Here is a 15,245-nt window from a genome sequence, read left to right as displayed (position 1 = left end):
GACGTGGAACTGACCGTGGTCATGCCATGCCTGAACGAGGCGGAGACCGTCGAAACGTGTGTCCGTAAGGCGCTGGCCTGCATGGCGGAGCAGGGCATCGAGGGCGAGGTGGTGATCGCCGACAACGGCAGCACCGACGGGTCCCAGCAGCTCGCCCGCGACGCCGGGGCCCGCGTGGTCCACGTGGACGCGAAGGGCTACGGCAACGCCCTGATGGGCGGCATCCGCGCCGCGCGCGGCCGTTATGTGATCATGGGGGACGCCGACGACTCTTATGACTTCACCGCCTTGGCGCCCTTCGTGCAGGAGCTGCGCTCCGGCGCCGACCTGGTGATGGGCAACCGCTTCCGCGGCGGCATCGCCCCGGGCGCCATGCCGCCGCTGCACCGCTACCTCGGCAACCCGGTGCTGTCGTTCATCGGCCGCCTGTTCTTCCCCAGCGCCATCCGCGACTTCCACTGCGGCCTGCGCGGGTTCCGCCGCGAGTCCATCCTCAACCTCGGCCTGCAGACCGGCGGCATGGAGTTCGCCAGCGAGATGGTCGTCAAGGCCACCCTCCAGGGCCTGGACGTGCGCGAGGTGCCGACGACGCTCAGCCCCGACGGCCGCACCCGCCCGCCGCACCTGCGCTCCTGGCGCGACGGCTGGCGCCACCTGCGCTTCCTGCTGCTGTACAGCCCGCGTTGGCTGTTCCTCATCCCCGGCATGGTGCTGATGGTCCTCGGCCTGGCGGCGGGCGCGGCGCTCACCTTCGGCCCGGTCTACATCGGCAAGCTCGCCTTCGACGTCGACACCCTGGTCGGCGCGTCGGCGGGGGTGGTCATCGGCTTCCAGGCGGTGCTGTTCGCGCTGTTCACCAAGGTGTACGCCGCCGAGGAGGGCTTCCTGCCCGAAGACCGCCGCATCAAGCGGCTGGTCGACGTCGTGACGCTGGAGAAGGGCCTGGTGGCGGGCGGTCTGCTCGCCCTCGCGGGCCTGGCCGGCATGGTCGCCTCGCTGGCCCACTGGCAGGTGCGCAACTTCGGGCCGCTGATCCCCGCCGAGTCGCTGCGCCTGGTCGTCCCGTCGGCGACCGCCCTCATCATGAGCTTCCAGACGATCTTCGCGTCGCTGTTCATCAGCATCCTCGGCATCCGCCGCACCAAGGAGACCCTGGCCGACGTCGCCGCCTCCGCCGCCGAGGAGGCCGCCGAGGCCGTCAAGCGCGAGAGCACCCCGGCCGCCTGATCCTTCCTTCCGCCCAGAGCCGTCTGACAGGGTGTCAGGCGGCTCTTCGCGCGGGTAGGGGTAAACGGTTCGAGACGTTCCGCCGGGGCATCTAGGCTTGTGCCATGTCCCAGCACATCTTGACCGCCGTCGCGTGGCCGTACGCCAACGGCCCCCGCCACATCGGGCACGTCTCCGGGTTCGGCGTGCCGTCCGACGTCTTCAGCCGCTACCAGCGGATGGCGGGCAACAAGGTGCTGATGGTCAGCGGCACCGACGAGCACGGCACGCCGATCCAGGTGCAGGCCGACAAGGAGGGCGTCACCGCCCGCGAGCTCGCCGACCGCTACAACCGGGTGATCGCCGAGGACCTCACGGCCCTCGGCCTGTCCTACGACCTGTTCACCCGCACCACGACCGGCAACCACTACGCCGTCGCGCAGGAGATCTTCAAGGGCCTGTTCGACAACGGGTACGTCTTCCCCAAGACCACCCTGGGCGCGGTCTCGCCGTCCACCGGCCGCACGCTGCCCGACCGCTACATCGAGGGCACCTGCCCCATCTGCGGGTACGACGGGGCGCGCGGCGACCAGTGTGACAACTGCGGCAACCAGCTCGACCCGGTCGACCTGATCAACCCGCGCAGCAAGGTCAACGGCGAGACGCCGAAGTTCATCGAGACCGAGCACTTCATGCTCGACCTGCCCGCCTTCACCGAGGCGCTGGGCACGTGGCTTTCGTCCAAGCAGGGCGAGTGGCGGCCCAACGTGCTGAAGTTCTCGCTGAACCTCCTCGGCGACCTGCAGCCGCGCGCGATCAGCCGCGACCTCGACTGGGGCGTGCCGATCCCGCTGGACGGCTGGCGCGACCGCGGCGACAAACGGCTGTACGTCTGGTTCGACGCCGTCATCGGCTACCTCAGCGCCTCCATCGAGTGGGCGCGCAGGTCCGGCGACCCCGACGCCTGGCGGCAGTGGTGGCAGAACCCCGACGCCCGCGGCTACTACTTCATGGGCAAGGACAACATCGTCTTCCACTCCGAGATCTGGCCGGCGATGCTGCTCGGCTACAACGGCGAAGGGGCGCGGGGCGGCACGCCGGGGTCCCTGGGCAAGCTCGCGCTGCCGTCCGAGGTGGTCTCCAGCGAGTTCCTGACCATGGAGGGGCGCAAGTTCTCCTCCAGCCGCCAGGTCGTCATCTACGTGCGCGACTTCCTTCAGCGCTACGACGCCGACGCGCTGCGCTACTACATCGCCGTGGCCGGCCCGGAGAACCAGGACACCGACTTCACCTGGTCGGAGTTCGTGAACCGCAACAACGGCGAGCTCGTCGCCGCCTGGGGCAACCTGGTCAACCGCTCGATCTCGATGGCGGCCAAGAACTTCGGCGCGGTGCCCGAGGCGGGCGAGCTGACCGACGCCGACCGCGCGCTGCTCGAGCGCAGCCGCGCGGCCTTCCCCGCGGTCGGCGCCGAACTCGGCAGGTCGCGGTTCAAGAACGCCGTCACCGAGGCCTTCGACGTCGTCCGCGACGCCAACCGCTACCTGGCCGAGCAGGAGCCCTGGAAGCTCAAGGACGACCCCGCGCGCGTGAAGTCCATTCTGCACGTCGCGCTCCAGGTCGTCGACGACGCCAAGACCCTGCTCACCCCGTTCCTGCCCGGCTCGTCGAACAAGGTGCACGCCATGCTCGGCGGGGAGGGCGTGTGGTCGGGCATGCCGCAGATCCGCGAGGTCGACGACGAGGACGGCCGCCACTACCCGGTGATCGGCGGCGAGTACGACGGCGCGGCCACCTGGGAGTCCAGGCCGCTGCGGCCGGGCGTTCCGCTGGCACCGCCCACGCCGCTGTTCGCCAAACTCGACCCCAAGGTGGTGGAGGAGGAGCTCGCCCGCCTCGACTCCCCGTCCGCCGAGTGAGCGAGCGCCCGGCGGCCGAGGTTCCGCCCGCGCCGTCGCCGCTCGGCGCCGAGGTCTTCGACAGCCACTGCCACCTGGACATCATGGTGGGCGACCGCAAGGCGTCCTCGGGTGACCAGGTGGCACTGGCCGCCCAGGCGGCGAGCGGCGGGGTCGAGCGCATCCTGGCCAACGCGCGGGCGGTCGGCGTCACCCGGCTGGTGACGATCGGCTACGACCTGCGCTCCTCGCGGTGGAACGCCGAGACCGCGCGCCGGCACGACGACGTCTACGCGGGCGTGGCGATCCACCCCAACGAGGCGCACGCCGCCACGCCCGAGGTGCTCGCCGAGATCGAGAAGCTCGCCGGCGAGCCGCAGGTCCGCGCCGTGGGTGAGACCGGGCTCGACTACTTCCGCGACTGGGCCTCCCATGACGACCAGCAGGCGTCCTTCCGCGCGCACATCGAGATCGCCAAGCGCACGGGCAAGGCGCTGGTGATCCACGACAGGGACGCCCACGACGACGTCCTGCGGGTCCTCGCCGAGGAGGGCGCCCCCGAGGTCGTGGTGTTCCACAGCTTCTCCGGGGACGCCGAGATGGCCCGGCGGTGCGGGAAGGCGGGGTACGTCATGTCGTTCTCCGGCCCGGTGACCTACAAGAACGCCGCCTACCTCCGCGAGGCAGCCAGGGTGGCGCCGCCGGAGCTCGTGCTGGTGGAGACCGACGCCCCTTACCTGCCGCCCACCCCGCACCGCGGCAAGCCGAACGCGCCCTACCTGATCCCGCTCACGCTCCGCTGCCTGGCCGAGGTCAAGGGGACGCCCGTCGACGACCTGGCCCGCGCCATCAGCGCCAACGGCGAAAGAGTCTTCGGCGCCTGGTGATTCCGCAGGGGCCGTCCCCGTCCCGGCCGGTCGATCACGGCCGGGGTGCGGTGGCGGAGCAGCCGTTCGTCCCTTCGTCCCTTTGATCCGGTCCGGTACTCCCAAGCGGAGTCAATGTCACGGATTGGTTTCGGCGAACCGGTTGAGGAGGGGGGAGGCCCGGCGCTAGCGTCGGCAGCCCTCGGTGGGACCGACCGCGCGGCCCACCGGTCCTCTACCGTCTTCGGTCTACCTGAAGGACGCGCTGTGGATCCATCTCCGGCCCCTGGACGGGGCGCGCGGCGTGCGGGATCGCGTCGTGCCCGCCGTCGCCGCACGTCCCGGCCTCGTCCGCCCGGCCTGCACTCCGGTCCGCGGCCGGCCGTCCGCGCCGTCCGCGCGGTGTGGGCGGTGTGGGCATGGGCGGTGGGCGCGGTCGTGGCGGGCGTCTCGCTCGGCCTGCTGACCGGCCACGTGCTGGCCAAAGAGGTGCGGCTGGCCGTGGACGGCGGCGAGACCACCGTCCGCAGCCTCGGCGCGACCGTGCGGGACGTCCTCGCCGCGGTCAAGGTGCGGGTCGGCCCGGGGGACGTGGTGTCCCCGCCGCCCGCGGCGCCGGTCGCCGACGGCTCGTCAATCGTCGTGCGCCACGCCCGCCCGCTCCGCCTCACCGTGGACGGCAGGAGGAGCGTGCACACCGTGACCGCCATCAACGTGGGCGAGGCGCTCCAGCAGCTCAAACTGAACGACCGCCTGGCCACCCTGTCGGCCTCCCGGATGCGGCAGATCCCCATCTCGGGCTTCGCGCTCGACGTGCGCACGCGCCGCCGGGTGACGGTCGTGCGGGGCGGGGTCCGGCTGGACGCCGTGACCACCCGGCGCACGGTGCGGGCCGTGCTGGCCCAGCAGAAGATCACCCTGGCCCGGGGCGACCGGGTGCGTCCCCCGATGGACGCCTTCCCCGAGGACAGCGAGGTGATCCGCATCATCCCGGCGGCGCCCGCCGTCCCGCCGCACACGGTGGCGGTCAGCCCCGCCGTCGCCGCGCTCAACTGGCCCGCGCTGGCGCGATGCGAGACCCTCGCCAACCCCAAGGCGTTCGACCCGGCGGGGCCGTACTTCGGGATGTACCAGCTCAGCCTGGCCATGTGGCAGGCGGCCGGAGGGATGAGAACCCCGCTCGACTGGGCGGCGGACGAGCAGACCTACCGCGCCCAGCTCCTCTACCAACGGGTCGCCGGCCGCTGGCGCGCCCAATGGCCGGTCTGCGGCGCCCTGCTGTTCACCCGCTGACGCCCCCTCCGCCGGACGCGGCACTCGTCTCCGGGGCGGTGGCCGCGCGGTCGTCAGCCGCTGACGGAGGCGCCGAAGTCGACGGAGGCTCCGCCGGGGACGGCGGGCACCGCGTCGCGTCCGGGGACGACCAGGCGGGCCGCGGCGCCGTCGCGGAGCACCGCCACCGCCCCTCCGGGAGCGTCCCGCCGGTCCGGCACCCCCGCCAGCAGCCCCGCGCCGGGGCCGAAGGAGTCCGCCGCGCCGAAGGCGGCGATCGACCCGCCAAGGTGGTCGTACGGCCGGGCCAGGCCCGCCTGCGCGGCCCCGCCCGCCGGGCCGCCGACGAGCGGCACCTGCCTGATCGCGCCGCCCTGCGGTGCGCCGGCGGAGTCGAACGGGCCGCCGATCGCCAGCCGCAGCGACGTCGCGGACCCGACCATGGCCAGCGACCAGCCGAGGGACGCCCCGGCCTTCGGGGGCTGGTCGGCCAGGCCCTCGCCGCCGAGCCGGATCGTCCGTGAGGGAACGGGAGCGCCGTCCTTGCCCAGGGTGAACACCTGCACCAGGCCGGCGTCGGTCGCCCCCGGCAGGTCGGCGAGCGGCGCGCCGGCCGCCAGATACGGCCGGCCGCCGGACTCGGCGTAGGCCAGGGCGTACCCGTACCGGTCGCCGGGGTGCTCGGTGACGCCCTTGACCGAGTTCGGGATGCCCCACTTGACGCTGGTGTACTTCTTCGTGGCCTCGGCGGCGTCGTAGATGATCTCGACCGCTCCGGTGTCGGCCTTGCCGGAGTCGCCCGCCTGCCTGCCGACGCCGTCGTCGTTCTCGTACGGAGTGCCGACCGCGAGGTCCACCGAGTCGTCGCGCCCGCCGAACCGGCCGAACACCAGCGACCAGCCGTACATGTCGCCCTGCTCGCCGTTGCCGACGATGCCCTCGGACTCCTGGGTGATGCGCAGCGCGGGCTCGGCGCCCCCTTCGGGCTTGGCGCAGTACAGGTAGATCGCGCCGGAGTCGCCGGTGCCGTCGGCGTCCTCGTACGGCGCCCCCACGGCGATCACGCCGGCCGGGCGGCCCGCGGACCGGGCGGCGGCCAGCGACCAGCCGAAGTGGGCGTCCCGCTCGGGCTGGGGGGCGGAGATCTCGCTGATCGCGCCGGCCGGCACCCGCCCGTCGTAGGCGCCGCCGCGGATCACGTACACCGCTCCGGCGTCGGCGGCGTCCCCGCTGTCGGCGTAGGGGGCGCCGACGATGACGTCCAGGCACCGGTCACCGTCGTAGTGGGTCGTGCGGACGGTCCAGCCGAACGCGTCGCCGGGACGCGGCGTGGGCGCGGTGATCACCAGACCCCGGCCGGGGCCGTCGCCGCCGACCGGCAGCACGTGCACCGCCCCGGCGCCGCGCACGCCGGCCGCGTCGGCCAGCGGATCGCCCGCCACGACGTCGTCGCGGCCGTCCCCGTCGAAGTCGTTGGCGCTCGCCTTCGCGCAGCCGGCCGCCGCCTCGGCACGCTGGGCGCCCGGCACGACCAGCGACACGGCGAGCATCCCGGCCGCCACCAGCACGGCCGATAAGCGGGATGACCCGGATATCTCTGATCGGCTCGATAACCCGGACGAGCCCGAGGTTCCGGACGGACCCGACGAGCAGGACGATTTTGCGGCCCTGCCCGAGGTCGACGAACCGGACGAGCCTGAAGCCCGGGGCGAGCTCGAGGTCCCGCGCGAGCTCGAGGGGGAGTCGGCCGGTGAGGTGGTGAAGGCGGCCGATGACGGCCGCGGGCGCAGGGTCACAGCCGCACCTCGATCGTGGTCGTGTCGGAGATCGGCACCTTCAGGGTGGCCGCGCCCCGGGCCGGCGGCAGGTCGTAGACGAGCACGCCGTCGAGCCTGCCGCCCGGCGGCAGGGTCGCGGGGGCCGCTGAAGACCCCGAGGACGCCGCGCCGGTCGTAAGCGGCTCGTGCTCGGCGCCGCGGTCGTCCACCAGCACGGGCGGCGTCGGCGAGACCGCCGCCGGGACCCCGCCGGGGTTGATCAGCGTCCACCTGACCACGCAGAACCGGCCCTCGTCGGGCGTGGCTCCCTGGTAGGAGGTGAGGCCGCACTGGGGCCTGGACGGGATGACGAACTGCGGGCCGTCGAGCGTCTCGCTCGCCGCGTAGCGGCGGCCGATGTCGGTCTCACGTGTGGGGGTGGGGGCGGTGACGGCGGCCACGCCGGTGGCGCGAACCGGGGTGCGGTCGGGCAGCACCATGACCAGCACGCCCGCCGTGACCAGGAGCCCGCCGAGCACCGTCAGCGCCGGCACCAGCCACCTGCGGCCGAGCGACCTGCGCCGCGGCTCGCCGCCGGTCGTGGGGATCACGGACGGCACGGTGACCCCGTCCGCCCCCGCGGACGGCCGCGTGTCCTCGGTCCGCGTCCCCGCGGCGGCGGTCGCGCTCTCCGCCAGGAAGGCCCCGGGATCGATCGCGGTGTCCGTGGGGAACTCCGCGGCGGTCGGGGCCTGCGATGCGGCGGCGAAGCCACGGCCGGCCGAGGAGACGGCCTCGGCGGACGCGGCGCCCCCCGGACCGGACGGCGCGGCCGTTCCCGGGGCGGCGGACGCGGCGCCCCTCGGACCGGACGGCGCGGCGGTTCCCGGGGCGGCGGACGCCACGGCTCCGGACGCGGAGGGGGCGGCGGTCTCCGGGCCGGCGGACGTCGCGGTTGCCGGCGTGAGAGGCCCGGTGGTCCCTGAGATGGCGGACGTCGCGGCTCCGGGCGCGGAGGGCACGCCGGTCCCCGGGCCGGCCGGTGCCGAGGTCGCGGACGGGGGCGGCGCGGTGGTCCCCGAGGCGCCGGGCGGCGTGGTTCCCAGGCCGGACGGCGTGGTTCCCGGACCGGACGGCGTGGTTCCCGGACCGGACGGCGCGGGGGTTCCCGGGGCGGAGGGGGTGCCGGTTCCCGGGGCGAAGGGTGTCGCGGCTCCTGCTGTGGAGGTGGCGGTGCGTCCTGGGATGGAAGGTCCGGCGGCGCCGGGTGCCGGGCGCGAGGACAGGTGCCGGGGCAGGGCGAGCCCGGGGAGCGACAGGCCGGGGTTGGTGTCGTCGGTGTCCCCGATGCCCTCGGCGGCGATCCCGCTCGAAGTCCCTCCTACGGCAGCCCCGGAGGGGACGTCCGCGGTGGATGTGGATGCAGCGGAGGGCGTACCGGCGGCGGGCGTGGCAGGAACGAAGGGCACGCCGGCGGAGGGCCCCGTGGCCCCTTGAGAGCCCTGAGAGCCCTGAGAGCCGTGAACGCCTTGGGCGCCTTCGGCTCTCTGAGCCTCTTCGGCGGCGGCGACGTTGGCGGGGGGTTCCCACGACTCGTTCAGCATCTCGGTGGCCACGAGCGTCGGCGGGTCCACGGGAACGACCCGCGCGGCGGCCGGCGGCGGCGTGGCACCGGTCGGGTCGCCGCCGACCAGGGCGATCAGCAACTCCTGGGCGGAGGGCCTGCGACGCGGGTCGGGATCGGTGGCCTGCCGCACGAGCCGGTCCAGCGGAGCGGGCAGCGTCCCGAGGTCCGGCCGGCCGGCCAGCACGCGGGAGGCGAGCGTCATCAGGTCGCCGCGCCCGTAAGGGTGCCGCCCGTTGCCGGCGTAGGCGACCAGGCATCCCCAGGCGAAGACGTCGGCGGCCGGGGAGATCTCCTCGCCGCGCACCTGCTCCGGCGCCCACCAGCCGGGGCTGCCGAGCAGCTCGCCCGAGCGGGTGACCCCCTGGGTGGCGTCGAGGGCGCGGGCGATGCCGAAGTCGATCACTCGCGGGCCGGACATCGACAGGATGACGTTGGCCGGCTTGAGGTCCCGGTGGACCAGCCCGGCGACGTGGATGGCGGCCAGCGCGGCGGCCACGCCGAGGGCGACACCGTGCAGGGTGCCCGCCTCCAGCGCGCCGAAGCTGGAGATCTGCTTGGACAGCGGCGTCCCGGCGATGTACTCGGTGACCATGTACGGCCGGCCGTCGTCGGCGTTGCCGTTGTCGAGCACCTCGGCGGTGCAGAACGACGCGACGCGCCGGGCGTTGGTGACCTCGGCGTGGAAGCGGACGGCGAAGCCCTCGTCCACGGTGAACTCGGCTTTGACGACCTTCACCGCGACGGGCCGTCCGGTGGGCGCCTCGGCGAGATAGACGGTGCCCATACCTCCCTGGCCGATGCGGCCGAGCAACCGGTAGGGCCCGATGTTCGGGGGATCGGCAGGGAGGAGCGGGTCCGCACCTGTACGGTCCATCGACGACGCCTCCTCGCTCCCTGGCGTGGCCACACTACCCATGCCCACTTTCCTTCCGCTTGAAGATCGGTTACGGCTCGCAGGGCGATTCGAGCGGTTCGTCCGCCGGTTCTGGGGAGTGTTCGGTGCGAGACACTGAATGGATGGGGAGTTCAATTGTGGGTTTGCTGGGCCCGTCCGAAATACGTAATTTGGCGCACAAGCTCGACCTTCGTCCGACAAAGCGGCTCGGGCAGAACTTCGTCATCGACGGCGGCACGGTCCGGCGCATCGTCAGAGTGGCGGAGGTCACCTCCGACGACGTCGTGATCGAGGTGGGGCCCGGGCTCGGGTCGCTGACCCTGGCCCTGCTCCCCGAGGCCGCCGAGGTGGTCGCCGTGGAGATCGACCCGGTTCTCGCGGCTCAGCTCCCGATCACCGTCGCCGAGCGCGCCTCCGAGCTGGCCGGTCGCCTGACCGTCGTCCAGGCGGACGCGATGCGCGTCTTGCCCGGGCAACTGGGCGCACAGCCCACCGCCCTGGTGGCCAACCTGCCGTACAACGTGGCGGTGCCCGTCGTGCTCCACCTGCTGGAGGTGCTGCCGTCGCTGCGCAAGGGCCTGGTGATGGTGCAGAGCGAGGTCGCCGACCGCATGGCCGCAGGTCCGGGATCCAAGGTGTACGGGGTGCCGTCGGTCAAGGCGGCCTGGTACGCCGACGTGCGCCGCGCGGGTCCGGTCGGCCGCACGGTCTTCTGGCCGGTGCCGAACGTCGACTCGGGGCTGGTGGCACTCACCCGCCGCGAGCCGCCCGCGACCACCGCCTCGCGTGAGGAGGTGTTCGCGGTCATCGACGCGGCGTTCGCCCAGCGGCGCAAGACCCTGCGGGCGGCGCTCGCCTCCTGGGCCGGCACTCCCGCCGCCGCCGAGACGGCGCTCCGCGCGGCCGGCGTGGACCCCGCCCAACGCGGCGAACAACTCCCCGTCGAAGACTTCGCCCGCATAGCCGAACACCGCCCCACCCCTATGTGAGGGCGCCGTCAGATATGTCCGGTGCGGTCGCGGCGAGATGGTCGCGGATGGCCCGGACGGCGTGCTCGGCTTCGGCGGGGACGCTGTGCTGCGGGGCGTTGAGCTGGGGTCATCCCGCGACCGTGGCGCCGAAGTCGGTGGGGTGGTGGGTCCGGTCGAAGGGCATGATGTGCCCGTCGCCCGGGCGTAGCGGCTCGGCGTCCGTGCCGCCCATCCGCACCAGGCCGATCGCGCCCGTCCCGTCCCGGTCGGGAGCGCCGACGATCACCCATCCCTCGCCCGCGCCGCTCACCGACCAGCCGAAGTGCTCGAAGCTCTGCGGGCCGCGCGATCGCACCAGACGGGCGGGCTGAGCGAGCGGCGGTTCCGTGGACGGTGTGGGACCGGACGCCGTCCCGGCCGGCGTGAGCGTCAGCACGTGCACGGCCCCGGTCTCCGGATGGGTGCCGTCCCCGTCGAACGGCGCGCCCACCACCAGGTCGCGGCCGCCCGAGAAGGCCAGCGAGAAGCCGAACGCGTCTCGCGGCTCGCTGATCTCCCCCACGTTCCCCTGCCAGAACGTCCACGCCGGAACGGGTTCGGGCGCCGTGCGGCCGCCGGAGAATATCTGGACGATCCCGGCGTCCCGGGCGCCGAGCGGATCGGCGTACGGAGCGCCGGCCGCGAGCCGGCCGACGGCGTCTCCGTAGGAGAGGGAGTACCCGAACAGGTCTCCCTCGTTGACCGGCACCTGGTCGGTCAGCTTCGACAGGTCCCAGCCCTTGCCGCGGTACCACCCGCCGGGGCCCTCCGCGGCGTCGTACAGCACCGTCACGGCCCCCGAGTCGCGCACCGTCCGGCCCTCGAGCGGAGTGTCCTCGTACGGGGCGCCGACGGCCAGGTCCGGGGCGGGGCCCTTGGCGAGCGCGCCCAGCGCGACCGACCACCCGAACAGGTCGCCGGCCTCCCCGTCGCCCGGCACGCCCGGCGTCTGCTGGGTGATCCGGCGGGGATCGCCGGGGACGCGGCCGCGGTCGCCGCCGAAGCGGTACAGGTAGACCGCGCCGGAGTCGGGGACGCCGTCGGCGTCCTCGTACGGCGCCCCGACGGCGAGCAGGCCGGAGGCGACGGCGAGCGACCAGCCGAAGTGCGCCTCGTTGCGGGGGGAGGGGGCGTGCAGGTCCAGCCGGGCGGCCCCGGGGCGGCCGAAGTCCGGCCCGCCCCAGTAGACGGTGACGGTGCCCGCGCCGGGGACGAGCGTGACCCGGTTGCTCGACTTGTCGGTGACGTAGCCGTTCCAGTGAGGGCTCGCGACCACCAGGTCCAGGCAGCCGTCGCCGTCGAGGTGCCCGGCGCGGGCCGTCCAGCCGCTCAGGCCGCCGCCGCTGGGGAACGGTCTGCCGACCACGTCGGGGAATCCCCGGGAGGTGCCGCTGAGGAGGAACAGGTGGCCCCAGCCCGCCCACCGGTCGGGCGGCTCGCCGAAGGGGTCGCCCACCACGACGTCGTTGAAGCCGTCCCCGTTGAAGTCCGCCGTTCCCGCGTGCGCGCACGCCTCAGGGCCGGGGGCTGAGGCGGCGGGAAAGGAGGCTGTGGCGCTGGGGGAGGGGGCCGTGGCGCTGGGGGAGTAGGCGTGCCGGGCCGTGGAGCCGTGGGAGGCGGTGGCGTCCAGGGGCAGCAGGAGCAGCGGCACCACCAGTGCCAGCCGCCGCAGGAGGAGTGTCACAGGCGGACCTCGATCGGAGCGGTGCCGGCGGCGATGCGGCCGGTGAGGGCGACGGCCGTGCGGCCGGCGGGCAGTTCGTAGGCCGCCCCGAAGGTCAGCACCTGCCCGGGACGGATGTCGACGGGGCGTTCTCCGGGGCCGGGTGCGACGGCCCCGGGGCCGTCCGGCGCGCCGGTCCTGACGGCGCGGGTCATCGCGTGCCGTCCGCCGGCGTCGTCCACGAGCTCCGGCGCGCCGGTGAGCGTCACGGGCGTCCCGCCCATGTTGAGGACGAACCAGTACGCACGGCAGGTCTGCCCGCCGGGGCCTCCCGTGCCGCCGGCCGGTGGCGGGCCGCCGCAGACGGGCGGGGCGCTGACCAGGAACTGCAGCCCCCGCTCGCCGACCAGGACGCGACGGCCGAGGTCGGTGTCCCGGGCGGGCGCGCCGGCTCCTCCGCCCGCGTCCGGCCCCATCCATCGCACCACGAGGGCGGCCCCGGCGATCAGCGCCAGCGCGGCGGCGACGGCGGCGGCCGCGCGCGTCCGCGCCCGTCGCCGCCCGCCCGGCCGCCACGCCGCCGGTCCGTGGTCGCGCCCGTCCGCCGGTCGGGAGTAGCCCGCCGGGCCGGAGTCGTGCCGGCCCGGCGACTCGCTGTCCGGCTCGGCGCCGGGCCCGTGCCCGCGCAGAGTCGCCCCCTCGTGCCCTGATGGGAGCGCCTGCTCCGGGGACGGCCCGGGCTGGGGTTCTTCTCCCGGCTCATGCCGCGGTCGTCCCGGCCGATGGTCGGGGCGTGTCGTCCCGTCCCTGCCGTCGTGGCCGCCGAAAGGCCCGCCGGGGTCGTCGTCCGGACCGGACGGCCCGCCAGGAGCCCGCAGGTTGCTCGGCGGCTCCCACAGCGCTTCGAGGACGTGCGTGGAGGGCCCGTCGGCCTCCCCGCCGATGAGGTCGAGCAGCAGGTCGCGGGCCGTCGGCCGCAGGACCGGGTCGCGGTGGAGCGCTCGGCGGGCCAGGCGGTCCAGCGGCTCGGGCAGGCCGGCGAGCCGCGGTTCCTCGTGCAGGATGCGGTAGGCGACGGTCATCGGGTCGCCGTCGCCGAACGGATGCCTCCCGGTGCCGGCGTAGGCGACCAGGCACCCCCAGGCGAAGACGTCCGCCGCCGGGGTGACCGGTCCGCCGTCGATCTGCTCGGGGGCCCACCATCCTGGCGTGCCGACGACCTCGCCGGTCAGTGTGGGGCCGGTGAGGCCGCTGAGCGCGCGGGCGATGCCGAAGTCGATGACCCGGGGCCCGGTCATGGACAGGATGACGTTGCCGGGCTTCAGGTCGCGGTGGACCAGGCCCGCGGCGTGGATGGCGGCGAGCGCGGCGCAGACCCCGAAGGCCATGCCGACCAGCGGCGACTCCTCCAGAGGGCCGTAGGTGGCGATCTGTGTGGACAGGGGGGTGCCGGAGATGTAGTCGGTGACCATGTAGGGCCGCCCGTCCTCGGCGACGCCGTCGTCCAGCACCCTCGCCGTGCAGAAGGAGGCGACCTTGCGGGCGTTGGCCACCTCCGAGCGGAAGCGCGCGGCGAACCCGGCGTCCTCGGTGAACTGCCGCTTGACGACCTTGACCGCGACCCGGCGGCCGGTCGGGGACGTGCCGAGGTAGACCGTTCCCATGCCGCCCTCACCCAGGCGTCCGGTCAGCGTGTACTCCCCGATCGCGCGAGGATCGTCCTTCGTCAGCGGGGAGGAGACGTTCTGGCCGTCGATGGATCTCTCCTTCACCGTTCACCCCGTGGCCCCCGAACGGTCACCGTACAGATGCTCGATGTGCTTTGTCCGACCGTTTACCTACATATCCGTTACGGTCGGCGGTCGCCGAGGCCGCGCGCACCCGCCGCGCACCCGCCCGGACGCACACATGCCCGGACGCACACATGCCCGGACGCACACATGCCCGGAGGTGCACATGCCGGGACGCGCGCCGTGGCGCGGTGGCGCGGGCGTTACGATCGGATCCCGTGACCTCCGTGACCGTGCGGGTGCCCGCCAAGGTGAACCTGCAGCTCTCCGTCGGCCCGCGACGTGACGACGGCTACCACGACCTGGTGAACGTCTTCCACGCCGTCTCCCTGTTCGACGAGGTCACCGCGACCGATGTGACCACGCCCGCCGAGGACGCCATGGCCGCCGTGGCAGCCGATGACGGCACGGTCACCGGCGAGACCACGCCCCCGAGCGCCGCCACCGGCACGGCCACCCCGTCCGGAGCCATGATCACGGTGAGCGTCGAGGGCGACCCTGCGGGCCAGGTGCCGCTCGACGGGGAGAACCTCGCGGTCAAGGCGGCCGTCGCCCTGGCGGCGCGCGCCGGCCGGCCCGTGCGCGCCCACCTGGCCATCCGCAAGGCCATCCCCGTCGCCGGGGGCATGGCGGGCGGCAGCGCCGACGCGGCCGCCGCCCTGATCGCCTGCGACGAGCTGTGGGCCCTGCGCCTCGACCGGCGGGAGCTGATGGACATCGCCGCCGATCTCGGGAGCGACGTCCCCTTCGCCCTGTTCGGCGGTACGGCCGTCGGAACCGGGCGCGGCGAGAAGCTCGCGCCGGTCCCTGTGACGGGCGAGTTCCACTGGGTGTTCGCGCTCGCCGAGGGCGGCCTCTCCACGGCCAAGGTGTACGGCGAGTGCGACCGGCTGCGCGAGGCCGCCGGTGAGCCGGTCGCCTGGCCGCGGGCCGACGACGCCCTCATGGCCGCGCTCGCCGCCGGAGACGTCAAGGCGCTCGGCGCGGCGCTGGTCAACGACCTGCAGCCCGCCGCGCTGGCGCTGTGCGATCCCCTGGCCCGCACCCTCGCGGCGGGACGGGACAGCGGAGCCCTCGGGGCTCTGGTGTCCGGCTCCGGCCCCACCTGTGCCTTCCTCGCCGAGTCCGAGGCCCACGCGGCCGGCCTGGCGACGGCCCTGCGCGCGGCGGGCGTCTGCCGCGAGGCCGTCACCGCGCGAGGCCCCGTCCCGGGCGCCGTGATCGTCCCCGCCTGACGCTCACCTTCCCCCAGGGTCGTCCT

At 74.3% G+C, this 15,245-nt stretch carries 10 protein-coding genes; 6 read left to right on the top strand and 4 right to left on the bottom strand.

All coding sequences use genetic code 11. The features are described from left to right. The first annotated feature begins 3 nt into the window (after positions 1-3). The 4 genes from ACFQSB_RS22825 to ACFQSB_RS22810 all read left to right on the top strand — a co-directional run bounded on the left by ACFQSB_RS22825 (position 4) and on the right by ACFQSB_RS22810 (position 5,263). On the top strand, positions 4-1,227 hold the full coding sequence (locus ACFQSB_RS22825; protein ID WP_354927609.1) for a glycosyltransferase family 2 protein: 1,224 nt from the start codon (positions 4-6) through the stop codon (positions 1,225-1,227). Between the two features lie 104 nt (positions 1,228-1,331). After that, positions 1,332-3,125 (top strand): methionine--tRNA ligase, encoded by a 1,794-nt coding sequence (gene metG, locus ACFQSB_RS22820; protein ID WP_380828928.1) that lies wholly within the window; start codon positions 1,332-1,334, stop codon positions 3,123-3,125. Continuing rightward, positions 3,122-3,991 (top strand): TatD family hydrolase, encoded by an 870-nt coding sequence (locus tag ACFQSB_RS22815; protein WP_380828927.1) that lies wholly within the window; start codon positions 3,122-3,124, stop codon positions 3,989-3,991. Before metG ends, ACFQSB_RS22815 begins: the two co-directional genes overlap by 4 nt. A gap of 405 nt (positions 3,992-4,396) precedes the next feature. Further along, positions 4,397-5,263: a resuscitation-promoting factor gene (locus tag ACFQSB_RS22810; protein ID WP_380828924.1), complete on the top strand. Its 867-nt coding sequence runs from the start codon at positions 4,397-4,399 to the stop codon at positions 5,261-5,263. Between the two features lie 53 nt (positions 5,264-5,316). Here ACFQSB_RS22810 and ACFQSB_RS22805 read toward each other — a convergent pair whose 3' ends face one another. After that, complete coding sequence (locus ACFQSB_RS22805; protein ID WP_380828922.1) at positions 5,317-6,810, bottom strand: integrin alpha; 1,494 nt, start codon at positions 6,808-6,810, stop codon at positions 5,317-5,319. Between the two features lie 224 nt (positions 6,811-7,034). After that, positions 7,035-9,542: a protein kinase domain-containing protein gene (locus ACFQSB_RS22800; protein WP_380828920.1), complete on the bottom strand. Its 2,508-nt coding sequence runs from the start codon at positions 9,540-9,542 to the stop codon at positions 7,035-7,037. Between the two features lie 101 nt (positions 9,543-9,643). Between ACFQSB_RS22800 and rsmA the strand changes: the two genes are divergently transcribed. After that, entirely contained in the window at positions 9,644-10,510 is an 867-nt protein-coding gene (gene rsmA, locus ACFQSB_RS22795; protein ID WP_380828919.1) for a 16S rRNA (adenine(1518)-N(6)/adenine(1519)-N(6))-dimethyltransferase RsmA, read from the top strand. 109 nt (positions 10,511-10,619) lie between these two features. On the opposite strand, the gene ACFQSB_RS22790 is transcribed toward rsmA, so the two are convergent. Then, complete coding sequence (locus ACFQSB_RS22790; protein WP_380828918.1) at positions 10,620-12,215, bottom strand: hypothetical protein; 1,596 nt, start codon at positions 12,213-12,215, stop codon at positions 10,620-10,622. Next, entirely contained in the window at positions 12,212-13,966 is a 1,755-nt protein-coding gene (locus ACFQSB_RS22785; protein ID WP_380828917.1) for a serine/threonine-protein kinase, read from the bottom strand. The genes ACFQSB_RS22790 and ACFQSB_RS22785 overlap by 4 nt, the downstream gene beginning before the upstream one ends. Positions 13,967-14,211: 245 nt before the next feature. Here ACFQSB_RS22785 and ACFQSB_RS22780 point away from each other — a divergent pair, with 245 nt between their 5' ends. Beyond that, positions 14,212-15,219, top strand: a complete 1,008-nt coding sequence (locus ACFQSB_RS22780) for a 4-(cytidine 5'-diphospho)-2-C-methyl-D-erythritol kinase (protein WP_380828949.1) — start codon at positions 14,212-14,214, stop codon at positions 15,217-15,219. Positions 15,220-15,245: the final 26 nt, after the last annotated feature.

The organism is Sphaerisporangium rhizosphaerae (genome assembly GCF_042665155.1).
In the GTDB taxonomy this organism is placed as follows: domain Bacteria; phylum Actinomycetota; class Actinomycetes; order Streptosporangiales; family Streptosporangiaceae; genus Sphaerisporangium; species Sphaerisporangium rhizosphaerae.
This window is presented reverse-complemented; position numbering and strand designations above follow the sequence as displayed.